Annotated in this window: 21 protein-coding genes, 6 pseudogenes and 1 riboswitch; of the genes and pseudogenes, 14 read left to right on the top strand and 13 right to left on the bottom strand. The window is 59.5% G+C overall.

Annotated elements, in window-relative coordinates; translation table 11 throughout:
- Nucleotides 1–28: 28 nt before the first annotated feature.
- The 8 genes and pseudogenes from L0Z65_RS11300 to L0Z65_RS11265 form a co-directional block, all read right to left on the bottom strand.
- Nucleotides 29–1262: pseudogene (locus tag L0Z65_RS11300) on the bottom strand (mandelate racemase/muconate lactonizing enzyme family protein).
- Between the two features lie 29 nt (nt 1263–1291).
- Nucleotides 1292–2383 (bottom strand): Zn-dependent alcohol dehydrogenase, encoded by a 1092-nt coding sequence (locus L0Z65_RS11295; RefSeq protein WP_405107645.1) that lies wholly within the window; start codon nt 2381–2383, stop codon nt 1292–1294.
- Between the two features lie 145 nt (nt 2384–2528).
- Nucleotides 2529–3878: a lyase family protein gene (locus L0Z65_RS11290; protein WP_405107642.1), complete on the bottom strand. Its 1350-nt coding sequence runs from the start codon at nt 3876–3878 to the stop codon at nt 2529–2531.
- 182 nt (nt 3879–4060) lie between these two features.
- Nucleotides 4061–4849, bottom strand: coding sequence for a 3-oxoadipate enol-lactonase (pcaD, locus tag L0Z65_RS11285; RefSeq protein WP_405107639.1), 789 nt, complete (start codon nt 4847–4849; stop codon nt 4061–4063).
- Nucleotides 4850–4943: 94 nt separating this feature from the next.
- Nucleotides 4944–6146 (bottom strand): endonuclease/exonuclease/phosphatase family protein, encoded by a 1203-nt coding sequence (locus tag L0Z65_RS11280; RefSeq protein ID WP_405107636.1) that lies wholly within the window; start codon nt 6144–6146, stop codon nt 4944–4946.
- A gap of 37 nt (nt 6147–6183) precedes the next feature.
- Nucleotides 6184–7160, bottom strand: a pseudogene (locus L0Z65_RS11275) (threonine/serine dehydratase).
- Entirely contained in the window at nt 7157–7975 is an 819-nt protein-coding gene (locus L0Z65_RS11270) for an alpha/beta fold hydrolase (protein WP_405112535.1), read from the bottom strand. The pseudogene L0Z65_RS11275 and the gene L0Z65_RS11270 overlap by 4 nt, the downstream one beginning before the upstream one ends.
- Before the next feature lie 52 nt (nt 7976–8027).
- A pseudogene (locus L0Z65_RS11265) lies at nt 8028–8715 on the bottom strand (haloacid dehalogenase type II).
- Between the two features lie 187 nt (nt 8716–8902).
- Here L0Z65_RS11265 and L0Z65_RS11260 point away from each other — a divergent pair.
- The gene (locus L0Z65_RS11260) at nt 8903–9331 is read left to right on the top strand and encodes a peptidylprolyl isomerase (RefSeq protein ID WP_040171057.1); all 429 of its coding nucleotides are present in this window, start codon (nt 8903–8905) and stop codon (nt 9329–9331) included.
- 83 nt (nt 9332–9414) lie between these two features.
- Entirely contained in the window at nt 9415–10509 is a 1095-nt protein-coding gene (locus L0Z65_RS11255; RefSeq protein ID WP_405107633.1) for an NAD(P)H-dependent flavin oxidoreductase, read from the top strand.
- 54 nt (nt 10510–10563) lie between these two features.
- On the opposite strand, the gene L0Z65_RS11250 is transcribed toward L0Z65_RS11255, so the two are convergent.
- The 3 genes and pseudogenes from L0Z65_RS11250 to fabA form a co-directional block, all read right to left on the bottom strand.
- Nucleotides 10564–11355, bottom strand: coding sequence for an enoyl-ACP reductase (locus L0Z65_RS11250; protein ID WP_405107630.1), 792 nt, complete (start codon nt 11353–11355; stop codon nt 10564–10566).
- Nucleotides 11356–11361: 6 nt separating this feature from the next.
- Nucleotides 11362–12592, bottom strand: a pseudogene (gene fabB, locus L0Z65_RS11245) (beta-ketoacyl-ACP synthase I).
- 47 nt (nt 12593–12639) lie between these two features.
- Nucleotides 12640–13149: a bifunctional 3-hydroxydecanoyl-ACP dehydratase/trans-2-decenoyl-ACP isomerase gene (fabA, locus tag L0Z65_RS11240; protein ID WP_014879135.1), complete on the bottom strand. Its 510-nt coding sequence runs from the start codon at nt 13147–13149 to the stop codon at nt 12640–12642.
- Between the two features lie 236 nt (nt 13150–13385).
- Here fabA and irrA point away from each other — a divergent pair, with 236 nt between their 5' ends.
- Complete coding sequence (irrA, locus tag L0Z65_RS11235; protein WP_405107627.1) at nt 13386–13802, top strand: iron response transcriptional regulator IrrA; 417 nt, start codon at nt 13386–13388, stop codon at nt 13800–13802.
- A 6-nt stretch (nt 13803–13808) separates the two neighbouring features.
- Here irrA and L0Z65_RS11230 read toward each other — a convergent pair whose 3' ends face one another.
- Nucleotides 13809–14717, bottom strand: a complete 909-nt coding sequence (locus L0Z65_RS11230) for a LysR family transcriptional regulator (RefSeq protein WP_405107624.1) — start codon at nt 14715–14717, stop codon at nt 13809–13811.
- A gap of 124 nt (nt 14718–14841) precedes the next feature.
- On the opposite strand from L0Z65_RS11230, the pseudogene L0Z65_RS11225 reads away from it, so the two are divergent.
- Nucleotides 14842–15640, top strand: a pseudogene (locus L0Z65_RS11225) (phytanoyl-CoA dioxygenase family protein).
- Between the two features lie 39 nt (nt 15641–15679).
- On the opposite strand, the gene L0Z65_RS11220 reads toward L0Z65_RS11225, so the two are convergent.
- Nucleotides 15680–16549: a glycosyltransferase family 2 protein gene (locus tag L0Z65_RS11220; protein ID WP_405107621.1), complete on the bottom strand. Its 870-nt coding sequence runs from the start codon at nt 16547–16549 to the stop codon at nt 15680–15682.
- A gap of 142 nt (nt 16550–16691) precedes the next feature.
- Between L0Z65_RS11220 and miaB the strand changes: the two genes are divergently transcribed.
- The 10 genes and pseudogenes from miaB to L0Z65_RS11170 all read left to right on the top strand — a co-directional run bounded on the left by miaB (nt 16692) and on the right by L0Z65_RS11170 (nt 26367).
- Nucleotides 16692–18017 carry a tRNA (N6-isopentenyl adenosine(37)-C2)-methylthiotransferase MiaB gene (gene miaB, locus L0Z65_RS11215; RefSeq protein ID WP_040180449.1) on the top strand — a complete coding sequence of 442 codons (1326 nt, stop codon included), beginning with the start codon at nt 16692–16694 and terminating at the stop codon, nt 18015–18017.
- A gap of 214 nt (nt 18018–18231) precedes the next feature.
- On the top strand, nt 18232–18792 hold the full coding sequence (locus tag L0Z65_RS11210; protein ID WP_405112532.1) for an OmpA family protein: 561 nt from the start codon (nt 18232–18234) through the stop codon (nt 18790–18792).
- Between the two features lie 11 nt (nt 18793–18803).
- Entirely contained in the window at nt 18804–19100 is a 297-nt protein-coding gene (locus L0Z65_RS11205) for a hypothetical protein (protein ID WP_096788597.1), read from the top strand.
- A 153-nt stretch (nt 19101–19253) separates the two neighbouring features.
- Nucleotides 19254–20261 (top strand): PhoH family protein, encoded by a 1008-nt coding sequence (locus L0Z65_RS11200; RefSeq protein WP_027248017.1) that lies wholly within the window; start codon nt 19254–19256, stop codon nt 20259–20261.
- 122 nt (nt 20262–20383) lie between these two features.
- The gene (ybeY, locus tag L0Z65_RS11195) at nt 20384–20914 is read left to right on the top strand and encodes an rRNA maturation RNase YbeY (protein WP_405107616.1); all 531 of its coding nucleotides are present in this window, start codon (nt 20384–20386) and stop codon (nt 20912–20914) included.
- Nucleotides 20915–20919: 5 nt separating this feature from the next.
- Complete coding sequence (locus L0Z65_RS11190) at nt 20920–21819, top strand: hemolysin family protein (protein ID WP_096870582.1); 900 nt, start codon at nt 20920–20922, stop codon at nt 21817–21819.
- Nucleotides 21816–23328 (top strand): annotated as a pseudogene (gene lnt, locus L0Z65_RS11185) (apolipoprotein N-acyltransferase). The gene L0Z65_RS11190 and the pseudogene lnt overlap by 4 nt, the downstream one beginning before the upstream one ends.
- A 61-nt stretch (nt 23329–23389) precedes the next feature.
- Nucleotides 23390–23438, top strand: a riboswitch (SAM-SAH riboswitch).
- A gap of 6 nt (nt 23439–23444) precedes the next feature.
- The gene (gene metK / locus L0Z65_RS11180; RefSeq protein WP_096870584.1) at nt 23445–24626 is read left to right on the top strand and encodes a methionine adenosyltransferase; all 1182 of its coding nucleotides are present in this window, start codon (nt 23445–23447) and stop codon (nt 24624–24626) included.
- A 165-nt stretch (nt 24627–24791) separates the two neighbouring features.
- A complete protein-coding gene (locus L0Z65_RS11175) occupies nt 24792–25511 on the top strand; it encodes an ATP-dependent Clp protease proteolytic subunit (RefSeq protein WP_096868251.1) in 720 nt (239 codons plus the stop codon).
- 91 nt (nt 25512–25602) lie between these two features.
- A complete protein-coding gene (locus L0Z65_RS11170) occupies nt 25603–26367 on the top strand; it encodes a tRNA (guanosine(46)-N(7))-methyltransferase TrmB (protein WP_096870585.1) in 765 nt (254 codons plus the stop codon).
- Nucleotides 26368–26387 lie beyond the last annotated feature (20 nt).

Here is a 26387-nt window from a genome sequence, read left to right as displayed (position 1 = left end):
GCCGCGCGCGTCTCCTACGTGGCGCTGGTTATTCTTCGATAGGAGGGGCGCCGCCTACAAAACTATTGCCCTCGGCATAGTTGCATGGGGCATCCTGCATGTTGAGGTGCAGATCATTCCCGATAAAGGGATGGGCGCGGGCAAGATCTTCGTCGACCTCAATGCCAAGACCTGGCGCATCTGACGGGATCACGAAACCGTCCTCCACAGTGATCCCCTGCTTAATCAGAGCCGTATGAAACGGTGTCTCGATTGTTTCGATCATCAAGAGGTTGGGGATTGAGGCTGCAAGCTGGATATTGGCCGCCCACTCGACAGGACCGGCGTAGAGATGAGGCGCCATCTGTGCGCCGAAGACTTCGGCGATGGCCGCAATTTTCTTGGTCTCCCAGATACCGCCGGATCGCCCCAAGGCCGGTTGCAGGATTTCCGCCGCACCTGCCCGCAAGATGGCGGCGAACTCCGCTTTCGTTGTTAGCCGTTCCCCTGTCGCGACCGGGATACGCACCCGATCTGCAACCCGAGCCATATCTGCGACCAAATCGGGAGGCGTTGGCTCCTCAAACCACAGGGGCTCATAAGGTTCCAACGCTTGACCGAGCCGAATAGCCCCTGCTGGCGTAAACTGACCATGGGTGCCGAACAATAGATCTGCCCTGTCGCCGACAGCCTCGCGGATGGCGCGGCAAAAGGCGACGGATTGGGTGATGTCAGATTGGGCTCGGCATATGCCCCCCCCGCATCGTATAGGGACCGGCGGGGTCGAATTTGACCGCAGTGTAACCTTTTTCCACGGCTGCGATTGCGGATTCGGCCGCCAGTTCGGGCGTGTTCCAGAACGCATCAATATCGTGATGGGGCAGTGGATAAAGATAGGTATAGGCACGCAGCCGGTCGTTCATTCGCCCGCCAATCAAAGCGTGAACTGGCCGGTCACGATCCTTGCCGAGGATATCCCAGCAGGCGATCTCAAGGCCAGAAAAGGCGCCCATGACGCTCAGGTCGGGGCGCTGCGTGAAACCCGATGAATAGGCCCGCCGAAACATCCATTCGATATTTTCGGGATTCATGCCCTGCATATGCCGCTCAAAGACATCGCGGATCACATGTGTCATTGCGTCAGGGCCAACGGAGGCGGCGTAACATTCACCCCAGCCAGTAATACCGGTGTCGGTGGTCACCTTGACCAGAATCCAATAGCGCCCTCCCCATCCCGGAGCGGGGGGAGCGGTGACAATGATGTCTAGGTCTTGCAGTTTCATGTCAGGTTCTTCCGTGTCTGCTCAGGGGTTTATTGGTCAAAAAGGATGACGTTGCGGCGCGCCGATCCTGTTTTTGTATCGGCAATCGCTGCATTGATGTCTTCAAGGCTCCAACGCCCGGAAATCAACTCGTCCAGTTTCAGGCGCCCCTGCTGATAGAGGTCCACCATCCACGGAATATCCCGCTGAATTACCACGTCACCCATTTTGGAGCCGATCATGCCTTGTCCGATGGCGGCCATGATGACCGGCTCATAGCTGGCTTTTGCGCCCGAGTGCGGCATGCCGATCATTACCATGCGCCCACCGATGCCCAGATATCGCGTGGCCTGCTCATAGGCCGGGATAGCGCCAACGGTGACCAGAACAACATCAGCCCCTCTGCCGCCAAGAGCCTTGTACGACGCCTTCCATGGCGCATCGAGGCGGCCGAGGACTGTGTGGGTCGCGCCAAACTCCTTGGCAATCTCCAGCTTTTCCTCGCTCAGATCGACGGCAACGATCCGGCGCGCACCTGCGATGCGGGCGCCCTGGATCGCATTGAGGCCAACGCCCCCCGCGCCGATCACAACAACATCCTCGCCCGCGCGCAGCTTTGCGGCGTTCACTGCAGCACCAACGCCCGTGATGACGCCGCAGGAGATAAGCGCGGCGACGTCTTTGGCTATTTCGCTTGGGATTTTTACGATCTGGCGTTGATCCACAACCACTCGCTCTGCAAAGGCACCGCAGGCCATTGCCTGCATCAACGGCGCACCGTCAGCGGTTTTGAGCGGGCCGTTGACTGCATCATAAGGGGTTTCGCATAGGGTTGGCGCACCGCCTGCGCAGCTAGGACAGCTGCCACAGGATCGGATCAGAGTGACGACAACGCTGTCCCCTTCAGCAAAGCCCTGTACATTGTCGCCGACGGCGCTGATCACGCCAGCGGCTTCGTGGCCATAAACGGCAGGCAAAAACCCACCCCAGGCGCCCTCTGCAAAGGAGATGTCGCTATGACAGATCGCAACGGCGTCCAGTGTCACCTCAACTTCTCCAGTGCGAGGCGCGGCGAGCTGGACATCTTCGATCACGAGAGGGCTACCAAACTCGTGGCAGACGGCGGCTTTGATGATTGGCATGCGATCTCTCTCCCTGTTTGCAGGCCACGGTGGACCGGGGGGAGGAGGGCTGCAAGTCTGAAACCGTCAGTGAAACGTCGTATCCCGAGGCACATAGGCGCAGGGAGAGCAGGATGGCCCGCCTAGATCAGTGATGAGCAGCGTATCACGTCGATTCTTTGCGGCCTTTCAAAGCGGCCACTGTTTTTACAAATCGTTGTGCCTCGTCCGGGGCTGACCCAAGTTGCCGGGTGGCGTCAAAGAGTGTTGCGTGATCCAGCTCTGGAAATTGCACGGCAGCAACCTCTTGCAGGGGTACGCCCTGCTGTGCAGCCTTGGCGCAGAGATCCTTGACCGCGGCCTGCGCCTCACCTCGCCGCATCTGCTCCGCCAAGGCAAAGCTCAGCGCTTCTGCATAGATTGTCCCATTGGCAGCGTGGAGGTTGCGCAACATCTGCTTGGCGTCTGGTGCCAGCCCTTTGGTCATGGAGACAGCGGTCCGGGCGGCAGTTGCGGCGCAAAAAACGATCTGTGGAAGGCTCAGCCATTCGCCAAACCAGCTGGCGCCGTCGCGTTGGTGCTGATGCGCGGCGGCATGATGCAGAGCCGCAAGCTGTGCGGTCGCCTGCGATGCCAGCGCGATCAGCGCTGAGGTGGCAACCGGGTTCTGTTTCTGCGGCATGGTTGAGGACGCGCCTGCCGTGCTGGTTGTCAGCTCGTCGATGCCGCTTTGGCGCAGGGCCAGGCAATCGGTCCCCAATTTTCCCATTATAGTGCAGGCGCGGGTGAGCCAGTCTGCGATCCGCAGAACCGGACTGCGATCCGTGTGCCAGCTGCGCTGTGGGTCCGCCAGCGACAATCCCGCAGCCAGCTCGGCGCGCAGCTCACTGGCCTTGGATCCCAATGCGCTGGACGTTCCAGCAGCACCGGACAGTGACACCAGCAGACAGGTTTGGCGGAGCACTGGCAGCTCTTCGAGCAGTGCAGCCAGAGGTTGCCCCCACGTGGCCACAACGGCCCCGAAGCTGGTCGGGGTGGCCAACTGACCATAGGTGCGTGCAGCCATCGGAAGGTTGGCATGGGTGTCGGCCATATCGGACAGTTGCGTAAGCAGGGTGAGCAGATCAGTCTCAACTGCTGCAAGCGCCTGCCGCAATCGCAGCATCAAAGCGCTGTCCATAATATCCTGCGAGGTTGCCCCCCAATGCACATATTGGGCGTGCTCCGGGGCGTTCATCTCGTCCCTCAAGGCATTCACCAGACCGGGCACGGGGACGCCATTCTGTCCGGCCGATTTGGCCAATGCGCCGGGGTCCAGAGCGACCTCCATCACCGCGCGGCCAATCGCTGCCGCGCTCTCCCCCGGGATCAGGCCGAGCTTGCCCTGCGCCTTAGCCAGCGCCCCTTCTACCAGCAGCATGGCACGGATTTCTGCGCTGTCTGAGAACAGCCGGGAAACATCTCCGGCAGAAAATAAGGAGGCGTAGAGCTGGCTGTCGAAGAGAGAAGCGGCCATCAGAGATCTTTCACTAAGGGTTGCTATGGCTGCTGCTATCCGGTTGGGGCAGCAATTGGCGGCAAATGGGGTGTATATCCAGGTCTGTTACCCTATCGTGAGGGCGGTCGGCTACCATTTGTGCAGATATTGTGGTCGCTCGCACACTCCCGAGAACGCACCGGACCGCGGCCCAATGGCCATCAGATATGGCCTTGCTCCCTCAGGAAGGTGATCAGACGATCCGCAAAAGCCTCGGGCTGTTCGACACAAGGTATATGACCGGCGCGGCGGATCAGCTCGAACTTGGAACCGGGGATGAGGTCGACGGTTTCGCGTACCAGATCCGCCGGTGTCGCGCCGTCGTCTGAGCCCGCAATTCCTAAGGTCGGCAATCGTAAACCGCTGGTGGGTGTGTAAAAATCTGTCCCTGCGATCGCTGCGCAGCATCCGACGTAGCCTTCGACAGATTGCTGGAGCAGGTGGTCGCGCCAATGAGACAGTTCAGGCGACTTGCGAAATGCCGGGGCAAACCATCTCTCCATGATGGTGTCTGCAACGGCGTCGATCCCATCACGCTTGATCGTCTCAATGCGCTGCTGCCAGCTAGCGGCGGTCCCGATCTTGGCGGCGGTGTTGGAGAGCACCAGCCCACGCATCAGATCCAGCCGCTTGATCGCCAGCCCTTGTGCAATCATGCCGCCGATAGACAACCCGACGAAGATGCAGCCCTTCACCTGCAACTGGTCCAATAACCGCTCTGCATCGCGGACCAAGGTGCCCATGGCGTAGGGGGCGGGCGTTGCGGGCGTCCCGCCGTGACCGCGCAGATCGTAGCGGATAATGCGCAGTTCTTTTGGCAGTTGTTCTACCACCTGATCCCAGACATGCAGGTCAGTGCCAAGAGAACTGGCAAAGACCAAAGGAGGTCCGTCGGCGGTTCCATCCAGTTGGTAGTGTAGCTGGATATCGCCCAGATCAGCGAATGGCATAGGGGGCTCCGGGGTGTGTTCGGTCGCGCTTTCTAACGCGGGCTACCCGTCAGGTAAAGTCAGCCGGAGCGTGAAGAGATAAGCATATGCGACCCTAATCTGCAGATTTGAGCCGCATATGAGCCATGATCTGCCCGTGATCAGAGGCGAGTTTGTTGTAGGGAGCTTCGGGATGGCTGCCATCGGTCAAATGGTCGTTGAAGACGCTGAAATACTGCATCTCTCCTATGTGGCCTGCCCAGTCCGGATCAAAATGGCGGGACATGTAGATCTGATCAATGCTTTCATGAACGCCGCCAAATGCCGTGGTGTAGACCACATCGCGGAGCGACTTTTTAAGGAATTGCTTTTCTGCTGACCGCAATCGAAACTTGTCGATGGTTTCACGGATGTGCCGATCCTCCTCTGCACTGTAACGGTCGCCGGTGTGCCGGGCGTCATGGCGCAGCATCCAGGAGTAATTCCGAAACGGTGTCTCGCCGCTGATAATTTCGGAGCTGACGGCGTTTTCCCCGTCATTGAAATCTCCCAATACCATGACTGGACGGTTCTGTTCCAATTCGTCCAAGACCATCCGCCGCAGCACCCAGGCCTCAGCCATACGGCGCAGCGCAGCACGCAGCGCGCCCAAGGCGCGACCACCCGCATCATAGGCCGTGAGCACGGTCTCGGGCGGGTAGGGTGCACCCTGTGGGGTGATGAACTCACCCAGTTTGGATTTCAGATGACAGTTGAAAACACTCACAATCTGCCCGGCGACAGGGATCCGGGCCTTCATGATCGGGCGCGACAGCCGTCTTAGCGTATAGTAGCCCGCGTCCTCTTCGCCACCAAGGCAGGCCATCGGAATATCCAGGGGTTGCGGCAGATCCTGAACAATCTCAACCGGTTCAGCGAAGCCATGCCGCGACAGGATAGCAAGGCCGGGGCGCCGTTTCCCTGGTGTTTCGCTGTCGTTTATGTTGGGCGCAAAGGCCAGCTCAGCCTCAGTATAGGGCGTATAGGCCAGTTTGCGGAAAATCGCCTTGCGATGATAGCGTTTGGACCGGTCAGGCAGGCTGGCGGCATTTGCCTCCTGCCCGCGCCGGTCGGTCTCAGCGATGATATCACGCAGCGGCGCTTCCTCGAAGATCTCCTGAAACCCGACAATATCGGCATCCAGGGTCAGCAGCTGATCGGCCATCCAATCGGCTTTCCACGCGTATTCCTCCGGCGTGTAGCTTTGAAATTTATAGTATTCCTGATCCGGACCTATCAGGTTTTTCACGTTGAAGGATGCAATGGTGAATTCGGTCATGTGGTACTCCAAACTCGATAAGGGCGGTCATTCGGAGTCAGCCGAACCGATGCAACGCCTCGGCAAAAAGGGCTGCGTCGACATTGCCGCCTGTTGCGATAGCGATTGTGGCAGGGCCGCTCAATCGGTCACCATGGAACAGGGCTGCTGCGAGAGACACCGCGCCGCCGGGTTCCAACACGATCTTCAGCCGTGAAAAGGCCAGCGCCATGGCGCGCATCGCGTCCTCTTCGCTGACTACGACGCCCGAGTCGCAGAGCCGCGACAGGATGGGGAAAGTGAGTTCGCCCGGTGCGGGCGTCAGTATCGCATCGCAGAGTGAGCCCGCAGAGGCCTCGTTCCGGCAGATTTCACCTGCAGCCAGTGATCGGGCGACATCATCAAAACGCTCAGGCTCACAAGGGCTGACTGTCATCTTTGGCGCGGTCTGTTCCAGAGCAAGCGCGACGCCAAGCTGGTCAAACCACCACCACCGCAGCACACCAGAACATCCGCTTCGCTCACGTCAAGGTCCGCAGCTTGGCGGGCAATCTCAAGGCCAACAGTGCCTTGTCCGGCGATCACCTCGGCGTCGTCGTAGGGTTTGATCAGGGTAAGGCCGCGCGCTTCTGCCAGTTCTGCTCCGATGGCATCACGGTTGTCTTTGGCCCGGTCGAACAAAACCACCTCCGCGCCGAGCGCGCGCGTATTGGCAATTTTGATGGCTGGCGCATCCTGCGGCATCAGGATCACGGCGGGCGTCGCATGTGCAGCGGCTGCGGCGGCCACCCCCTGTGCATGATTGCCACTGGAATAGGCCAGTACGCCACGGTGTCGCTGGTCGTCGGTCAGTGCAGAGAGGGCAGCCCAGCCGCCGCGAAACTTGAACGAACCAGTGTGTTGCAGGCACTCGGCCTTGATCAGGACACGGCGTCCGGCAATGTCGTCCAGAAACGGCGAAGATAGCAACGGCGTCTCCCGTGCGTGACCACTCAGGCGGTCGGCAGCTGCGACAATCGCGGCAAAGGATGTCATTGAACAATCTCCAGAATGCGATGGATAAGCGCCAGCGACTTGGGTTCATCGAGGAAGGGGACATGACCCCGGTCCGGGACCTCCACGGCGAGCAGCTCCGGCAGGTGGCACTGCATTTTTTGGTAGGTATCGGCGCTGAGAATATCCGAATTGCACCCACGGATGACGCCCGATGGCACCCCCCTGAGGGATTGGAACAGCGGCCACAAATCCGGCGGCGGCCCGGCGGCGGCCTGTGCCAGTAAGGCGTCGCGCAACCGCGCGTCGTAGCGTAGGGCCAAACCGTCCTGTGTCTGGGTGTAGAAAACCTCCACCTCCTCGCGCCAGCGCGCCATTGGCACATCGGGAAATGCTGGGGCCATATGTGCCGCCAGCACCGAGGCGGCCTGTTCATGAGTTTTGGCCGCAGGGCGATGCCCGACATAGGCCATGATCCGCGCGATGCCATCCGCTGGGATTTCTGGCCCTACGTCGTTCAGGATCACGCCAGCCAGCCTGTGTTTGTGCAAGGCAGCCAGCGCCATAGCAACCAGTCCACCGCGAGAGGTGCCCAAAAGTGTGACGCGATCAATATTCAGATAATCCAGCAGCTCAATCACATCCTGCGCCTCACGCGGGACTGAATAGCTGTGAATGTCTTCGGCGTATTGCGACCTGCCTCTACCGCGTGCATCCAGCGTGATCATGCGATGCCCACGGATATGCGGCCGAAGATATCGAAAATCCTGCCCGTCGCGGGTCAGACCGGCCAGGCACAGCAAGGGGGGGCGGCCCTCCATGCTTGTTTGGTCGGGATCGTCATAGGCGAGCTGCATCCCATCCGAGGTGGTGAAGACTGAAAGCGGTCCTGATGTAAGCGACACAGGGTTATGTCCCAAGCAATGTTGGAATACTGCTCAGGTCGCTCAGGATATGATGTGGCGTCCAAGGCAGGCGATCCATCGGTTCACCGCTCCGATTGACCCAGGCTGTGGTGAATCCATACCCTGCCGCGCCAAGCGGCGTCCCAGCCGTTGGAGGAGACAAACAATACCTCGTCGCGCTGACAGTTGAACCGTTCCTCGACGAGGTCGTAGACCTGTGCATCGGGTTTGAAGACCCCGACGGCCTCGACAGACAAGACATCGTCCAGCAGCCCGCTCACCCCGGCCGAGTTGACTGCACCTTCCAGCATCTTGGGTGATCCATTGGACAGGATCGCTGTCTGCAGCCCAGCCGTCTTGAGCGCGCGCAGCATCTGCGGCACCTCCTCATAGGCCTGAAGCTGCCAATAGAGATCGAGCAACCGTTTGCGGAGTTGCGGATCCCCACTGAGGCCGGTGGCGTCCATCGCCCAGTCCAATCCATCTTGGGTGACCTGCCAGAAATCGGTGTGGGCGTCGGTGATGGCGCGAAGCCAGGTGTATTGCAGCTGCTTCAGTCGCCAGTGGTTGGCCAGCTCGGCCCAATGGTCGATCAGATGCGGAAACTCTGGTTCTTGGGCGGCTTGCCGCGCGGCCGCCGTCACGTCGAACAATGTGCCATAGGCATCGAAGATACAGGTTGTGATCGCCATGGGGTCTCCCGTCCGGTGTCCTGCGGTTGCGTCAGCCTAGGCGCAAAACGGGCGTCAATTCCAGCCACAATGCGGTGCATTCCGTGACAAACAGCTACCAGTTTGGGGCGCTGGTCGGTTGGGTTTACATCAGGGGTGGGTCCTATACTGTGCGCGCCTTTGTAACGTGAAACCAACTGGAGGTCCCATGACCGAGGTAAAAAGCGGCGATACCGTACGCATCCACTACACAGGCAAGCTGACAGACGGCAGCGTCTTTGACAGCTCCGACGGGCGCGAGCCGCTTGAGTTCACCGTTGGCTCCGGTCAGGTCATTGAAGGTATGGACGCAGGTCTGGCTGGCATGACCGCAGGCGAGAAAAAGACGCTCAACATTCCTGCTGATCAGGCCTATGGCCCCAGCCATGATGAGGCACGTCAGACCATCCCGCGCGAAGGCATTCCCGATGACATCCCGCTTGAGGTCGGCACCCAGCTGCAGATGCAGGCGCCAACCGGGGAAGTTCTGCCGGTAACCGTGGTTGAAGTGACCGAGGCGACCGTGACCCTTGACGCCAACCACCCGCTGGCGGGCAAGGATCTGATTTTCGATATCGAATTGGTATCAATCAACTAAGACGGGATGAGGTGGCGCCTCTTGCGCCGCCTCATCAAACCGGCTCTTTTGCGCAAATAGGATTTGTGGCGAAAGAGGGTGAGATGAGCGGGATTTCCACGTCAGCAGCATTGATGGATCGCTTGGGGATATCCGTGCCGATCCTGCAATCTCCAATGGCGGGTGTCAGTACGCCCGAAATGGCGGCGGCCGTCAGCAATGCGGGCGGGCTCGGTGCTCTGGGCATCGGCGCGGCCCGTGTCGAGCAGGCCGAGAAAATGATTGTTCAGACAGCGGCACTGACCGACCGGCCCTTCAATGTCAATGTGTTCTGCCATCAACCTGCGACCGCCGACCCTGTGCGAGAGGCGGCTTGGCTTCAACATCTGTCACCTGTGTTTCAGGGCTTCGGCGCGACGCCACCGCAGGGTTTGCGCGAAATATACACCAGTTTTTGCGTAGATCGCGACATGCAGGACATGTTGATCGCGCAGCGCCCGGCGGTTGTCAGCTTTCACTTTGGCCTGCCTTCGCAGGATGTCATCGCGGCACTGAAAACCGCAGGTGTCGTAGTGCTCGCCACCGCAACCTCGCTAACTGAGGCCCGTAGTCTTGAGCGCGCTGGCATTGATGCGATTGTTGCGCAGGGGTGGGAGGCGGGTGGCCACCGGGGCATTTTTGATCCCACCGGTGAGGATGAGCGGCTGCAGACCTTACCGCTGGTCCGCGAATTGGCGGCGGCACAGACGCTGCCGGTGATTGCCGCGGGCGGGATGATGACCGGGGCGGATATCGCCGATGCTCTGTCTGCAGGCGCTGCAGCGGCGCAGCTTGGCACCGCCTTCATTGCCTGCCCGGAGAGCAGTGCCGACGCAGGATATCGGGCAGCCTTGTTGGCCGACGATCCCGAAACGGAAATGACCGCGGTGATCTCAGGTCGCCCGGCACGCTGCCTGAGCAACCGATTTACCGATTGGGGGCGCCAGAACCATGATGTTGAGATCCCGGACTACCCCATCGCTTATGACGCCGGGAAGGCGCTGAACGCGGCGGCAAAAAAACGTGATGAGGTTGGCTATGGTGCGCAATGGGCAGGGCAGGGTGCCGCCCAAGCGCGGACTATGCCAACGGCGGAGCTGGTCGCCACGCTTGCACGGGAATTGACCGTAGCGCAGCAGGGGAGCCGTACGCCGGAATAAGAAAAGGGCACCGCCGCGGGTGCCCTTTGGTCTTTTGGTCGCGAATAGTCGCGATCAGAGATTGTCCTGCTGCGGCATTCCAAGGACGTGAAATCCCCCGTCGACGCGAATGACTTCTCCGGTGGTGCAGGCTCCGGCGTCAGAGGCGAGGTAGACAGCTGTCCCACCAACGGCTTCCAGCGTTGCATTGTCCCGCATCGGGGCGTTCTGCGCCGTATGCTTGAAGGTTTTGCGCGCCCCACCGATGGCCGCACCGGCCAGGGTCTTCATCGGGCCGGGCGAGATCGCATTGACACGGATCCCTTCCGGGCCGAGGTCGTTGGCCAGATAGCGCGTGGCGCTTTCCAGGGCTGCCTTGGCGACGCCCATGACGTTGTAGTTGGGGACTACACGGTTTGACCCCTGATAGGTCAGCGTCAGCAGAGTGCCGCCCGCATCCTTCATCAGCGGATAGGCCCGGCGGGCCACCTCGACAAAGGAATAGGCCGAGATATCCATCGAGTTCTTGAAGTTTTCGCGGCTGGTATCAAGGAACCGCCCGGTCAGCTCCGCCTTGTCCGAATAGGCAATAGCGTGAACGACGAAGTCGATGCTATCCCAACGTGCAGACAGCTGTTCGAAGGCTGTGTCGAGTGAGGCATCGTCAGTCACATCGACATCGACCATGAAATCGCTGCCAACGCTCTGCGCCAGCGGCTCAAGACGCTTGCCGAATGCCTCACCCTGATAGGTAAAGGCCAGGTCCGCTCCGGCCTCAGACATGGCCTTGGCGATACCCCAAGCGATCGAGCGATCGTTGGCGACCCCCATGATCAGGCCACGCTTGCCCGTCAATACTCCTGACATCCGCCGTTATCCTTTGTACTTGCTCAAGACCATTGAGCCATTGGTGCCACCAAAGCCGAAGCTGTTGGTCATCACGCTGTCCAGACCGGCGTTTTCCACCAGCTGGGTCGCGACCTCTGCGGGTTCAATACCCTCGGCCAGGGTGTCGACATTGATCGACGGGGTGATGAAGTCGTTGTCCAGCATCAGAAGGCAGAAAATTGCCTCCAAGGCGCCAGCCGCGCCCTGTGCGTGGCCAGTCATCGATTTGGTGGACGAAATCGGAGGGACATTGCCCGCGCCGAAGACGCGGCGGGCCGCTTCTACTTCGCCGACGTCGCCAACCGGGGTCGAGGTGCCATGGGCATTGATGTAGTCTACTTTGCGGCCCTCCGGCAGGGACTGAAGGGCCAGACGCATCGCGCGTTCGCCGCCTTCACCAGAGGGGGCGACCATGTCGTGCCCATCGGAGGTCGCGGCAAAACCGGTGACCTCAGCATAAATCTTGGCGCCGCGCGCCAAGGCGTGATCCAGATCTTCCAGCACAACAATGCCGCCGCCGCCGGAAATCACAAACCCGTCGCGATCCTGATCGAAGGCGCGCGAGGCTTTTTCGGGCGTGTCGTTATATTTCGACGACATTGCGCCCATCGCGTCGAACAGGCACGAAAGCGTCCAGTCCAGTTCCTCGCCGCCGCCCGCAAACATCACATCCTGTTTGCCCATCATGATCTGCTCGGCTGCGTTGCCGATGCAATGCAGCGAGGTCGAGCAGGCGGACGTAATGGAGTAGTTGATACCCTTGATCTTGAACGCCGTCGCAAGGTTGGCAGAGATCGTGGAGGACATGCATTTGGGCACTGCAAACGGCCCGATACGCTTGGTCGCGCCGGTTTTCAGAACCGTCTGATGGGCGGTCAGCATGGCGGATGTAGATGGGCCACCTGAGCCTGCAACAAGGCCGGTGCGCTCATTCACCACCTGATCGTCGGACAGGCTCGGCATCAGCAATCGCCTGGCTCATTGCGATATGAGCATAGGCCGCGCCCGCGCCCATGAAGCGCAGGGTGCGCTTATCTACATGATCCGCCACATTCAGCTTGAGCGTGCCCGCGATCTGGCTGCGAAAGCCATGTTCCGCCATTTCAGGGCTGGCTTCGATGCCGGATTTCCCTGCTTTAAGAGAGGCAAGGACCTCTTCGGCATTGTTCCCGATGGACGAGACGATGCCCAGACCGGTGACGACGACACGACGCATGCTGCGTACTCCTATGCTGTTTCAGGGGGCCAGAGGAAAGCTGCGGATCAGCTCTCGGACAGGGCCACCTTCATGTCTTTGACCTGGTAGATGACTTCGCCATCTGCCTCGACGATCCCATCGGCAACACCCATGGTCAGGCGGCGGGTCTGGATCGCCTTGGTGAAGTCGATCTTGTACGTCAGCAGCTTGCGATCCGGGCGCACCATACCGGTCAATTTGACCTCGCCGACACCCAACGCATAGCCGCGCCCCTGCCAGCCGCGCCAACCGAGGTTAAAGCCGGTCAGCTGCCAGAGACCGTCAAGACCAAGACAGCCGGGCATGATCGGGTTGCCGGGGAAATGGCAGTCAAAGAACCACAGCTCAGGGGTGATGTCGAACTCGGCTGTGATGTGACCTTTGCCGTGGGCGCCGCCATCTGCGGACACATCGGTGATGCGATCCATCATCAGCATGGGGGGGGCGGGCAGCTGCGCATTGCCAGGGCCAAACAGCTCGCCTCTGGCGCATTTTAGCAAATCGTCTTTGTCAAAGCTGCTGGGGTAATCGGCCATGCTGGCGCTTCTCCTGCCTATGTTATCATCGTCTATCTGGCCCCCTGTAGCACCCGTTTCGACTCTCCTGCAAGGGTTCCGGGCGCAGCGGGACAACCGGCATCCCGCCTGTGGCCTTCAGGTTTTTCAACTGTAACAGTCTAGGAGGAGATACTGACGCCGCGCAAATTGAATTGAATACAGTGACCCTTTCGGCCTATAAACGCGTCCAGCAACGCTATGCAGGGACCTGCTTTATGACGCCAACACCCGCAGATATCGCTACCAACTGGCTGGAAACAGCCGGATTGCGCCCGACTCGTCAGCGGGTGGCGCTGGCAGAATTGCTCGTGGGCGATGGCAAGCACCGCCATGTCACCGCTGAAAGTCTGTTTGACGCAGCCAAAGATAAGGGGACCGCAGTGTCCCTTGCCACTGTCTACAATACGCTTCGCGCGTTTTGCGATGCTGGTGTGTTGCAGGAAATCACCGTGGATGGCTCCAAAAGCTATTTTGACACCAACACCCATGATCATCCTCACTTCTATTGGGAGGACGAGGGGCGTCTGTCAGATGCGCCATCCGACCAGTTGGTGATCAAGAGCCTCCCGGCGGCACCGCAGGGCGTTGAAATTGCCTCTGTGGATGTTGTGATCCGCCTGCGCAAGATCTGAAGATCTTCACTGATCCGGTGAACCGGCCGTTACGACGTCTGCCAAAATGCCTTGTGCGCGCTGGATCACGCTGCCGAGCGCAGCACGGCTGTGGCTGATCAGCACAAGAGGTTCCTCCGCAGACGCGTCACTGATCGGAACCGAGACCAATCCGGGCCCGTGGTAGGAATTTGTGCCGGGTGGTCTGCTGTAGGTGATGCCAATGCCCTCGCCGTGGGCGGCCAAGCTGCACAACAGATCTACTGACGCGGCGCGATGGGTGATGCGGGGCAGGATGCCGATAGATTTGAATAGCCCAAGCATATGGTGCACGGAGTGCCCCTCTTCTGATAGAATCAGCGGTTGCTCAGCGAGATCTGCCAGCGACAGCTGATCCCGCCCTGCCAGCGGATGGCAGCGCGGCAGCAGTGCAACGGGCGACCGGCGTACCAGCTCCTGGCGCATAAAACTGGCATCTACGCCAAGGTCGTAGCTGACGGCCAAGTCAATATCCCCAGCAATCATCGCGGCGATCAGTGGTTCAAAATGATCGACCTTGTAGCGGATCGCGACACCCGGGAGGGCGGTGCGAAGATGCTTAAGAGCGGGGGCGAGCAGGAAGGGCGCGAGGTCAGTAAACCAGCCAACCGTCAGCTGCTGGCCGGTCGCATCCTCGCTGCCTTGGCGTTCCAACCGTGCAGCCTGCTCCAGCAGCGCTTGCGCACGTGCTGCGAAACTGCGTCCATGCGGTGTGAGAACCACCGCCGCGCCACGACGGCGCAGAAACAAGGTCTCCCCCAACTGCGCCTCAATCCGCGCGAGGGCGGTGGACAGCGCAGGCTGGCTGACATGCACCGCCGCCGCTGCGGCGGAGAGGCTGCCGTGCTGCGCAATAGCGCAAACGTATTCGTAGTGGCGCAGGGTTAGATATAACATCAGACTATTTTTTGCATATTAAGATATTATTTGAGCATGCTCAGCCTCTGTGTGCAAGATCGGGGGCAAGCGGGCCGCAGCGCCCGCCGTCGCAGCCCAGATTTCGACCCCAAGGACAATCCCCATGCCTCATCCCCTCATCACTCAGGATCATATCGATCAGTTCCAACGCGACGGCGTGGTGCTGATACGCGGGCTTTTCGCGGATCAGGTGGAGCTGCTCCGCGACGGCGTGGAGGCCAATATGGCTGAGCCGGGCCCCTATGCCTCTAACAACGAAAAAAAAAGGCCAGACAGGGCGCTTCTTTGACGACTATTGCAACTGGATCCGAATCCCGCAGTTCGAGGAGGCGATCAAACACTCACCCGTCGCCGAGGTTGCAGCTGATCTGATGCAGTCCAAACGCGTTCAGATGTTTCATGATCATGTCCTGGTGAAGGAGCCGGGCACCTCCATGGCGACACCCTGGCATCAGGATGGACCCTACTATTTTGTTGAGGGTCAGCAGACCATAAGCTTCTGGTCGCCGCTTGACCCGGTCACGGATGCATCACTGCGCTGTGTCGCTGGCTCTCACCGGTGGGAGAAAGAGGTCCTGCCGACACGGTGGGTGTCTGAAGAAGGGTTCTTTGCCGATGAGGGGCAGTACATGTCGGTTCCGGATCCAGATGCTGAGGGCATGACAGTCAAAGAATGGGAGATGCAGCCGGGTGATGCGGTCGCATTCAATTATCGCACCCTGCATGGAGCGCGCGCCAATACCAGCAGCTCCCGTCGTCGTGCCTTTTCGCTGCGCCTTGTCGGAGATGATGCGCGCTACATCGAACGCCCTGGACCCACGTCGCCGCCATATCCCGGCCATGAGATGACACCGGGTCAGATTCTGCGCGAGGATTGGTTCCCGGTTCTGTTGCAGCGCTGACGGATATCAGGGTCTGAGCCGATGTGACGGTTCAGACCTTCAGAACCACTGCCCCGGTTCCATCAGCCCCAGATCAAGAAGCTGGCGCGAGTGCCAGTCAAACGGAGCAGAATTGTGCCAGCGAAAGTTATCAATCTCAAAGGAGGATCCGGGATTTCGCTTCAGCGCTTTTGCCGTCCGAAAGGAGCAGATGGCCGCCGTCAAATTATGATGCCAGGGGCAGGCATAGGTGTTGTACTCCGGCTCGCTAAAGCGATGATCGTCGAACAGATGCAGATCAGGTTTGGCGCGAAATAGCGAAATCCGGTCGATCTTGCGGCTGGCGGCCGGAATGTGTTCCTCATACCGCCAGCGCACGCCGCCGTAGAAATCCAGCTGACGGTCCAGCGGGTGCCCCGTCTGCGGATCGTTGCGGGATTGGGCGTAATAGCCGGATTTGTCCAGATGCGCGGTGTCAAGCGAAACCCCATTCGGCGCCGCCGCAAGATCCCCGGCATAGAGATCGATGACATAGCTCAGCATCGCGTCACGGCGTTCTTCAGCATGAAAGCCCAGCAGTTCCACAACGTTCCGGCTCTCGCAGAAGGGATAGAACAGGTATTCGGCGTTGTAGCAGTAGTAGAGCCAACATCCGGGTGCGGCCGCCGCTATGACTTTGTTTATGGCTTCAAACACGGCATCCCGCCTGCTGCAATCATACTGCACACGCTCGATACGTGTTTCCAGATCAAAGGGGATATCAAAGGCATCGGGCATAAACACCACGACCGTCGCGAAGCCTAGATCAAGGTGGTGGCGCAGGGTTGTTGCGATCTCAACCTTGTCTTCGACAAAGATCAGGGCGACAGGCCCTTTTGTCAGGGCCGTTTTGGCATGTTCGAGAAATCCCTCGAGTGATGAATGCATCATTTCCGATTGCCTACTGCTCTCTGCCGACGCCCTTATCTGGCGGTTGCTGCTAAAATCGGGTAATCGGGGCGGCATTGCAAGCAGAGCCGTTTCCGGCTATGCCACGCCGCTGTTGCGACCCTCCGCTGAAAAGGTTGTCCCCATGAGCGCCCCGAAGAAGCTGTTTATCAAGACCTATGGCTGTCAGATGAATGTCTATGACAGTGAACGCATGGCCGAGGCGCTGGGCGGCGAAGGCTATGTTGAAACCAAATCGCCCGATGATGCGGATATGATCCTGCTGAACACCTGCCACATCCGGGAGAAGGCTGCGGAGAAAGTCTATTCCGAACTGGGCCGCTTCAAGGGGCTGAAGGCAGAGAAACCGGATCTGAAGATCGGCGTCGCAGGCTGCGTTGCGCAGGCCGAGGGACAGGAAATCATGCGCCGTCAGCCGCTGGTTGATCTGGTGGTTGGCCCGCAAAGCTATCACCGCCTGCCGGAGATGGAAGCCAAGGCGCGGACCGGCGAAAAGGTGCTGGACACCGATTTCCCTGAGGAAGACAAATTCGAGAAGCTGAAGAACCGCCCCAAGGCCAAGCGCGGGCCGACCGCGTTTCTGACGGTGCAAGAAGGCTGCGACAAATTCTGCGCCTTCTGCGTGGTGCCCTACACCCGCGGTGCCGAGGTCTCGCGCCCGGCGGACCGCATCCTGCGAGAGGCGCAGGATCTGGTTGAACGCGGTGTGCGAGAGATCACCCTGTTGGGCCAGAACGTGAATGCCTACCACGGCGCCGGTCCCAATGGGGATATGACGCTGGCACAGCTGATCTGGGAGTTGGACAAGGTCGATGGGTTGGAGCGCATCCGTTTCACCACATCGCACCCCAATGACATGCAGGATGACCTGATCGAGGCGCATGGCACCTGTGCCAAACTAATGCCCTATCTGCACCTGCCGGTGCAGGCGGGGTCCGACAAGATCCTGAAGCGCATGAACCGTGCGCATACCGCCGAAAGCTATCTGCGGCTAATCGAGCGCATCCGCGCCGCGCGGCCTGATATCCTGATCTCCGGCGATTTCATCGTCGGATTCCCGGAAGAGACCGAAGAGGATTTTCAGGCAACTTTGGATCTGGTGGAGGAGGTCAAATATGGCACCGCCTATTCCTTCAAATACTCCACCCGCCCCGGCACCCCGGCAGCAGAGCGCGCGCAGGTCGACCCTGCCGCCGCTGACGATCGGCTTCAGCGACTGCAGGCCCTGCTGACGAAGCAGCAGCGTGAGGTTCAGGACAGCATGGTAGGCCGTGACGTCACCGTGTTGTTTGAGAAGGCAGGGCGCTTCCCGGGTCAGATGGTCGGGAAATCCGACTATCTGCATGCGGTCCATGTCGCGGATTGTGACCGGGCCATCGGAGATCTCGCCCGCGTGCGGATCCTGTCCTCCGGTGCCAACTCGTTGGCGGGTGCGCTGATCGAAAAGTAACTGGCGGTGTGGTAACGGCTGGTGTCGCGTCGACCGCGCCATGGTCTCAATCGTGCTACGGTGGCGTGAAACTTCTGATTTCCTTAAGCAAATGATTGCAATTTGCGTCCTATACCTGCGAATATTGCGGGACGGATCCGCAAGTGGCTCTTGCCGCATGCTTTAGGTGCGCCTGCGAACGACTGGTGAAGGGAATTTGGGTGTGTTGAAATCACTGACGAAACAGCTGGGCGGGGTTCTTTCTGCTGCTGCCGCGACCATTTGCCTGAGCGCTGGTGCGTTGATGGCGCAGGATGCAGGCGTCGGCGCTGTGATCGGTCAAAGCTATATTCCAACCATCTGGGTGGATCCCGACGGTTGCGAACACTGGGTGATGGATGATGGCGCCGAAGGCTTCATGACACCGCATGTTACCCGCGACGGAAAACCGGTTTGCCGCCGGGGTAATATCTGCGGCGTCATGCCCAGCGATCAGTTTTTTGCCACCAACAGGCATCACATCAGCGCAGCGGGACAGCAGCGCCTGCGCGAGTTTTTCCAATCCGCCAATGCGCGTTCATTCATCATCACCGGCCATACCGACAGTCGCGCATCGGATGAGTACAATATGCGCCTGTCCCAGCGCCGGGCAAATGCGGTTGCTAAGGTCGGCCAAGCGGTCGGCGCGCGCATCCTTGAGGCGCGCGGCTACGGCGAACGCGATCCGCGTGTCCCCAATGATTCTGCAGCCAATATGGCGCAGAACCGCCGTGTTGAAATCATCTGCCTGCGTTGAGGAGCACGTCTATGTCATTCATTAAAGCAGCGTTGCTGGCATCGGTGGCGATTGGTCTCGCGGCCTGTGACGAAAAGGTCGACAAGACCGTGGATCGCGGTTTCGACAGCAAGGATCTCTCTCAGTTAAAGGCTGGGATTTGGGTGGATCCTACCGGCTGTGATCACTGGATTATCGACGACGGTGTGGAAGGCTATCTGTCGCAACGCTTGGCGCCGGATGGGCGTCCGGTGTGTTCTGGCGTTGCACCACCAAATACTGCAGTTGGTCCGTTCAAATCAGGCTCCAGCGTTGAGGATCCGATCTGATCGGACCAGCCCGGATGTTCAGAACCCAGGCTGTTGGCCGCCCTCTCGGGGCGGCCATTTTGTTTCAATCGCGTGAAATTGCGGATGCGCAGCTTGCGCCGGGACGAGTCGAGGGGCACACTGAGAGAACATCGTCAAAGACAGGAGACCGGATTGGCCATTGGCACTTTGACCCCATCGCAGGAGCAGGATGCCTCCCACGAGGCGCTGCTTGAATTTCCCGATAACCGACTGCTGATTGATCTGTGCGGCGAATACGACCGCAATCTTGCGACGCTTGAGCAAAAGCTCGGTGTGCAGATCGTCCGGCGTGGCAACCAGCTTTCGGTGCTGGGCGAAGAAGCCGCACGCGATCAGGCGGCAGCAGTTCTGGCCGCACTGTATGATCGGTTGGAAACTGGTCGAAGCGTAGAGGCCGGTGACATTGATCGCGAGTTGCGGATGGGGCAGGAGCAGGTCGCCGACCCCGGCAGCCAGCTGGAGATGTTCCGGGGCGGCAAGGTCGAGATCAAGACCCGCAAGAAGCTGGTCGAGCCACGCACCGATGCGCAAAAAGCCTATGTTCAGTCTCTGTTCGAACATGAGCTGGCATTTGGCATCGGTCCGGCCGGTACCGGTAAGACCTATCTGGCCGTCGCGGTTGGGGTCAGCATGTTCATCACTGGCCATGTCGACAAGATCATTCTTAGCCGTCCCGCCGTAGAGGCTGGCGAGAAGCTTGGGTATCTGCCTGGCGACATGAAAGACAAAGTCGATCCGTATATGCAGCCGCTCTACGACGCGCTGAACGATTTTCTGCCGGGTAAGCAATTGGCGAAGCTGTTGGAAGAAAAACAGATCGAGATTGCCCCGCTAGCCTTCATGCGCGGTCGCACGCTGTCCAATGCCTTTGTCGTGCTGGACGAGGCGCAGAATGCCACAACGATGCAGATGAAGATGTTTCTGACGCGTCTGGGCGAAGGATCGCGTATGGTGATCACTGGCGACCGCAGCCAGGTCGATCTGCCGCGCGGGGTCGCATCAGGGCTGGCAGATGCCGAACGATTGCTGAGCAGCATTCCAAAGGTGAGCTTCAATTACTTCACGTCGCGCGACGTGGTGCGGCATCCGCTTGTGGCCGCCATCATCGAGGCCTATGAGGCGGATGAGAAACCCGCCTGATCACATTCGTCACGGATTGATCTTGTTGGATGGTATGAGGCCGGGTTCCACGGTGTTGACATATGGAACCCGCGCCGACATCGCATGCGACTGCGGACAGCCTTGGTTTTGAGATTAGAACAATGACCCTCGACATCTCCATAGATGACAGCCGTTGGCAGGACGCCGACCTCATCACACATGCGGAACAGGCGATCCACGCGGTGCTTGGGTATTTTGGTCTGGATGTTGACGATTGCGAGCTGTCTCTGCTGGCCTGCGATGACGCACGGATCATGGAGCTGAACACTGAGTTTCGCCAGAAGGCGAAGCCTACAAATGTGCTCAGCTGGCCCGCGGAGGATCTTTCGCCAGAGGAGGCGGGCGACGAGCCGCTGCTGCCTGAGGCGGATTTTACTGGCGAAATCCCGCTGGGTGATATTGCGATTGCCTATGAGACCTGTGCACGCGAGGCAGAGGATGCAGGCAAGCCTTTGGCGGATCATCTGCGTCATTTGATCGTTCACGGAGTGTTGCATCTATTGGGTTACGATCACATTCGTGACCCTGACGCCACTTTGATGGAACGTCTTGAGGTGCAGATACTTGGCAAAATGGGTATCGATGACCCATATACTTTGGATGACAGCCCCAATCAGGGGCGTATCGGATAGGAACGATGGACGATATAGACGGAAGTTCTAACGCAGCGCAGGGCGCGCTGGAGAACAAGGGCAGCGCTGACAACAGTGTCGCGGCTGCACAATCAACGGGGTTTCTGGGTCGTATTTTCGGCTCCTTCGCCCCGGCAGAGACTGAAGAAGACGTAACTGCCGGTCCGGACACGCGTCTGCCGAACCAGCCGCATGGGATGATCAACCTCCGTCGCCTGCGGGTTGAGGATGTGGCCATTCCCGCAGCGGAGATTGTCGCGATCCCGGTTTCCACACCCAAGGATGAACTGGTTCAGATTTTTCGCGAAAGCGGTTTCACCCGGATTCCCGTCTATGAGGGCACGCTGGATACGCCCATCGGCTTTGTCCATCTCAAAGATTTCGCCCTGATGCATGGCTTCAACGGCACCGAGGCGGATTTCGGTCTCGAAGGCATGGTGCGGCCGCTTCTGTTCGTGCCGCCGTCCATGACAATTGGTGTTCTGCTGACCAAGATGCAGGCCGAGCGGCGCCACATGGCGCTGGTGATTGATGAATATGGCGGTGTTGATGGCCTGCTGACCATCGAGGATCTGATTGAGCAGGTCGTCGGCGAGATCGAGGATGAACATGATGCCGGTGAGGATCAGACCTGGTTTCGCGAGAAGCAGGGCTGCTACATCGCACAGGCCCGTACCCCGCTGGATGAATTCGAGAATGAAATCGGGCGGTCACTGACCAGCCACGAGGATGTGGACGGTGAGGAGATCGATTCCCTTGGCGGGCTGGTTTTCATGCTGTCGGGACGGGTACCGGCACGGGGCGAGGTGATCCAGCACCCGGATGGGCCTGAGTTCGAGGTCATGGACGCGGATCCGCGCCGAATCAAACGATTGCGGGTGCGGCTGCCGGATTGTTCGGGATGACCACTAAGGTCTGGTCGGCGACCAGCCTACGGTCCGCGTTCCTACCTGCTACTACCGCTGTCGCGGCGGGCGGGCTGCTGGCGTTTGCGCTGGCGCCGTTTCACGCGCTTTGGCTGGTGCCGCTTTGTCTTGGCATGGTCGGATATCAGCTGCTTCAGGCGTCTTCGCCCCGCCAGGGCGCACTGTTTGGCTGGTTGCTGGGAACGGCCTATTTTTCCGTCGGCATGATCTGGATCTACGAGCCATTTCAGATTGATGCAGACCGCTATGCCTGGATGGCGCCTTTTGCCGTCGTGGGTCTTGCGGGCGGGTTGGCGTTGTTTTGGGGACTGGCATTTGGTGTTGCCGTGCGGTTTGGGCAAGGTACAGCTAGGCTGTTGTTGCTCATCGCTGTGCTGTCGCTGGCGGAGTTCGCGCGGGCCTACGTCCTGACGGGCCTGCCTTGGGCCGCTTTCGGGCAGTTCTGGATCGATACCCCGGCTGCGCAGTTGCTGCCCTGGATCGGACCACATGGCCTGAGTCTCCTGACCTTGGTTGCCACCGTGCCACTTGGCTTGATCCGCCACCGCCCGGTGGCTGCGCTGTTGCCGGTCATTACAGTGGGCGCCGTCGTGGTGCTTCTGCCCAAACCACCCGTCGCCGCACTGACCGAACATACGCTGCGCCTTGTGCAGCCCAACGCGCCTCAGGATCAGAAATGGCACCCGGACCTGCGCTGGTCGTTTGTCGAACGGCAGTTGGAGTACTCGCGTGCGCTTAGCCGCTGATGGATCGAAGGTGGATCTCATCCTCTGGCCGGAAACGGCGATTCCCCTGATGTTGAACTACGCCGAAGATGTCTTGGATGAGGTTGTGTCTGCCGCAGGGGATACGCCGGTGATGTTGGGCATCCAGCGCAGAATAGATGGGCGATATCACAACTCAGCGATTGTACTGGAGGGCAGCAACGTTCCTGCCCAGATCTATGACAAGGCGCATCTGGTCCCGTTTGGGGAGTATATACCGGCGGGCAATCTGATGGCACGCTTTGGCGTGCATGGTTTTGCGTCGCAGGCCGGGGCGGGTTACGCGGCGGGGCCAGGGCCTCGGCTTTTGGATCTGCCTGTGGGGAAGGCGCTGCCCTTGATCTGCTATGAGGCAGTGTTTCCACAGGATGTGAATGCCGCACCGGGGCGGGCCGATCTGCTGATCCAGATCACCAATGATGCGTGGTTCGGGACCTATTCCGGCCCCTATCAGCATCTGGTTCAGGCGCGGATGCGCGCGATTGAGCAGGGCTTGCCGATGGCGCGCGTGGCAAATACTGGGATCTCGGCCATGATTGATCCCTATGGCCGGATTTTGGACGCCCTGCCTCTGGGCGTTGCGGGCTATCGGGATGTGGCGCTGCCTGCACCGCTACCGCGAACTCTTTATGCACAGACCGGAGATCTGCCGGTGTTTCTTTTCTGCATCGTCCTTGGCGGGCTGGCGCTGCGACGCAGCACCACACTTGCGCGCGGGTCATAGCTGCTTAACCTCTGGGCATTATAGATTGACGACACACGTCTCCCCGCGTACTGCGGTTCGATTACTGCCACAACGGCTTCCTGGCGTGGCAGGCTAAACCCAACGGAGCACCTTTCATGACCCGCACGAATTATACTTTCACCTCGGAATCGGTTTCCGAGGGACACCCGGATAAGGTCTGTGACCGTATTTCGGACGCCGTTCTGGACGCCTTTCTGAGCGAAGAGCCTGAGGCCCGCGTCGCGGCCGAAACCTTTGCGACCACGAACCGCGTGGTCATTGGGGGGGAAGTGGGTTTGTCGGATCAGGACAAACTGCACGACTACATGGGCCGCATCGATGAGATCGCTCGCGCCTGCATCAAGGATATCGGCTACGAGCAGGATAAGTTTCATCATGAAACGGTGGAGATCACCAACCTGTTGCACGAGCAATCCGCCCATATCGCCCAAGGCGTCGATGCCGCAGCTGACAAGGAAGAGGGCGCAGGCGATCAGGGTATCATGTTTGGTTTCGCGACCAATGAAACACCCGCACTGATGCCTGCACCGATTCAGTACAGCCATGCAATCCTGCGGCGCCTCGCCGAGGTGCGTAAGAACGGCACCGAACCGACGCTGGGCCCGGATGCGAAATCGCAGCTTTCGGTGGTCTATGAGAATGGCAAGCCGGTGCGTGTCAGCTCGCTGGTGCTGTCGACCCAGCACCTGGATGAGACGCTGACCTCCAACGACATCCGCGCCATCGTAGAACCCTATTTCCACGAGACCCTACCTGAAGGCTGGTTGACCGATGAAACAATCTGGCACGTCAATCCAACAGGTAAATTCGTTATTGGTGGTCCGGACGGGGATGCGGGTCTGACCGGGCGCAAGATCATCGTCGACACCTACGGCGGTGCAGCCCCTCATGGTGGCGGAGCGTTCTCCGGCAAGGATCCGACCAAGGTTGACCGCTCAGCGGCTTATGCGGCGCGCTATCTTGCCAAGAATGTGGTGGCGGCGGGGCTCGCAGATAAATGCACGATTCAGCTGTCTTATGCGATTGGCGTTGCCAAACCGCTGTCGATCTACGCCGATACTCATGGTACGGGCGATGTGGATGCGGCCAGGATTGAGGCGGCGATTGATCGGATTATGGATCTGACGCCGCGCGGTATTCGCCATCACCTTGGGCTGAACAAGCCGATCTATGAACGCACAGCGGCCTATGGTCATTTTGGTCGAGAGCCGGATGCTGATGGCGGTTTCAGCTGGGAGCGGACTGATCTGGTTGAGGCGCTGACAAAAGCGATCTGACCCAGTTCCATATTTCCAATTTGTGTTGAGAACAGGCGGGGGTGTCCCCGCCTTTTTTCGTGTGGGCGTCACATCCGGCGGTTTCAGATGTGCAAAGCGCTTGGAGATCCGGGTATTTTTCGGTCAGTATAGTTCTGTAATTGCATTGTTATGGAGCTGACTTTGATGGGGTCTCGCTGCTGGTTCATCCTGCACCTGCGCGCGTGTAGACGGATTGCGCTGTGGGGATTGGCCTGTGTGCTGGCAGTCTCGTTGATACCGCATGTGGCGCAGGCCCGGCAGACGCTTCCACCCAAGTTCAAAATTGATGGGACAACGCTGATATACGACACCGACAATCTGGTTGCGCAGGAGGTTGATGGCACGCAGCACGCTGAAACCGGTGAAATCAGCGATGATGATATCGAACCTTTTCGCGATATTCTGGATGCCAACCCCGCCATAACGCGGCTCCAGCTGAACAGTGGGGGAGGCAGTGTCTACGCGGGTGAGTCGATCGCGGATATTGTTCAGGATCACGCGCTGGACACTTGGGTGGTCGGAGAATGCATCAGCGCCTGTGTTGATATCTTCTTGGCTGGCAATCGACGTCAGATGACCCTCGGGTCGAAGATTGGCTTTCATCAGCGCGACTGGGCACCGAAAGCGGTGCAGAGCTATTATCGCCTGTGGCGCAAGGATGAAAACTGGGCCACACCGTTTGAATTCGGGACCTGGATTTATCGTGATACGCAGTCAGAAGTTTTTCGTCATCTAAAGTATATGATGCAGCGCGGTGTGGATCCGGCCTTTGCGATTGAGACGCTGAAAACCAACCCCGAGGACGTCTGGTACCCGACCCGGCTGCGTCTGATGGCGGCGGGGGTGCTGCGCGAGACCCCCTAGAGCGGGGCGTCGCAGTGGCTGGCTTGACCCAGACGGTTGCATCGGGCAGAGGGGCGGCCAGGTTTTGAACGCTCGATAGGAAAAATCCCCCATGTCTGATGACACCAAACCCAACCAGGCGCCCTCCGGCGACAGTCGGCCCAACGCGGTTGATAAACATCAGAGTGGCGCGCCTTGGCGTAACTTCTACGGGCGCCTGAAGGGCAAGCAACTAAAAGACAGCCAGCAGCGCTATATTGATGAGGATCTGGCCTCGCTCAGCCCCGGCGCGGTGGGATGGGATGTTAATCCGGATCGTACACCCTTGGATCTCGAGGAAATGTTTGGCGGGCGCGACGTCTGGCTGGAAGTTGGCTTTGGCGGTGGTGAGCATCTGGTGCATCAGGCCAAATCGAACCCGGATGTCGGCATCATCGGTGCGGAACCCTATATCAACGGCGTCGCAATGCTGTTGGGCAAAATCCGCCGCGCAGGGGCGGATAATATCAAGGTCCATCCCGGTGATGCCCGTGACCTGATGGATGTCTTGCCGGAGCAGTCGATTTCCCGCGCGTTTCTGCTCTACCCTGATCCTTGGCCAAAGGCGCGCCACCATCGGCGCCGTTTTGTCACGCAGGAACATCTGGCACCACTCGCAAAATGCCTGAAACCGGGTGCGATCTTTCGGGTGGCTACGGATATTCCTGACTACGTTCGCCAGACCATGGAAGAGGTGCCGCAGGCCGGGTTTGAGTGGCTGGCAGAAGGACCGGATGACTGGCGCGTGGCTTGGGATGACTGGATCTCGACCCGCTATGAGCAAAAGGCCCTGCGCGAAGGCCGTACGCCTCACTACATGACATTCCGTCGCCTCTGATCCTGCTGCCTGACCTTGCT

This window comes from Phaeobacter sp. BS52 (assembly GCF_045040595.1).
GTDB classification, from domain to species: domain Bacteria; phylum Pseudomonadota; class Alphaproteobacteria; order Rhodobacterales; family Rhodobacteraceae; genus Phaeobacter; species Phaeobacter piscinae.
The sequence above is the reverse complement of the archived record's forward strand: the minus strand, read 5'-3'. Positions and strand labels throughout refer to the sequence as shown.

Excerpts from the sequence above, each read along its gene's own strand:
- L0Z65_RS11295 (WP_405107645.1), bottom strand. The coding sequence starts at position 2,383 with ATGCCAATCATCAAAGCCGCCGTCTGCCACGAGTTTGGTAGCCCTCTC.
- L0Z65_RS11290 (WP_405107642.1), bottom strand. The coding sequence starts at position 3,878 with ATGGCCGCTTCTCTCTTCGACAGCCAGCTCTACGCCTCCTTATTTTCT.
- pcaD (WP_405107639.1), bottom strand. The coding sequence starts at position 4,849 with ATGCCATTCGCTGATCTGGGCGATATCCAGCTACACTACCAACTGGAT.
- L0Z65_RS11280 (WP_405107636.1), bottom strand. The coding sequence starts at position 6,146 with ATGACCGAATTCACCATTGCATCCTTCAACGTGAAAAACCTGATAGGT.
- L0Z65_RS11270 (WP_405112535.1), bottom strand. The coding sequence starts at position 7,975 with ATGCAGCTCGCCTATGACGATCCCGACCAAACAAGCATGGAGGGCCGC.
- L0Z65_RS11260 (WP_040171057.1), top strand. The coding sequence starts at position 8,903 with ATGACCGAGGTAAAAAGCGGCGATACCGTACGCATCCACTACACAGGC.
- L0Z65_RS11255 (WP_405107633.1), top strand. The coding sequence starts at position 9,415 with ATGAGCGGGATTTCCACGTCAGCAGCATTGATGGATCGCTTGGGGATA.
- L0Z65_RS11250 (WP_405107630.1), bottom strand. The coding sequence starts at position 11,355 with ATGTCAGGAGTATTGACGGGCAAGCGTGGCCTGATCATGGGGGTCGCC.
- fabA (WP_014879135.1), bottom strand. The coding sequence starts at position 13,149 with ATGGCCGATTACCCCAGCAGCTTTGACAAAGACGATTTGCTAAAATGC.
- irrA (WP_405107627.1), top strand. The coding sequence starts at position 13,386 with ATGACGCCAACACCCGCAGATATCGCTACCAACTGGCTGGAAACAGCC.
- L0Z65_RS11230 (WP_405107624.1), bottom strand. The coding sequence starts at position 14,717 with ATGTTATATCTAACCCTGCGCCACTACGAATACGTTTGCGCTATTGCG.
- L0Z65_RS11220 (WP_405107621.1), bottom strand. The coding sequence starts at position 16,549 with ATGATGCATTCATCACTCGAGGGATTTCTCGAACATGCCAAAACGGCC.
- miaB (WP_040180449.1), top strand. The coding sequence starts at position 16,692 with ATGAGCGCCCCGAAGAAGCTGTTTATCAAGACCTATGGCTGTCAGATG.
- L0Z65_RS11205 (WP_096788597.1), top strand. The coding sequence starts at position 18,804 with ATGTCATTCATTAAAGCAGCGTTGCTGGCATCGGTGGCGATTGGTCTC.
- ybeY (WP_405107616.1), top strand. The coding sequence starts at position 20,384 with ATGACCCTCGACATCTCCATAGATGACAGCCGTTGGCAGGACGCCGAC.
- L0Z65_RS11190 (WP_096870582.1), top strand. The coding sequence starts at position 20,920 with ATGGACGATATAGACGGAAGTTCTAACGCAGCGCAGGGCGCGCTGGAG.
- metK (WP_096870584.1), top strand. The coding sequence starts at position 23,445 with ATGACCCGCACGAATTATACTTTCACCTCGGAATCGGTTTCCGAGGGA.
- L0Z65_RS11175 (WP_096868251.1), top strand. The coding sequence starts at position 24,792 with ATGGGGTCTCGCTGCTGGTTCATCCTGCACCTGCGCGCGTGTAGACGG.
- L0Z65_RS11170 (WP_096870585.1), top strand. The coding sequence starts at position 25,603 with ATGTCTGATGACACCAAACCCAACCAGGCGCCCTCCGGCGACAGTCGG.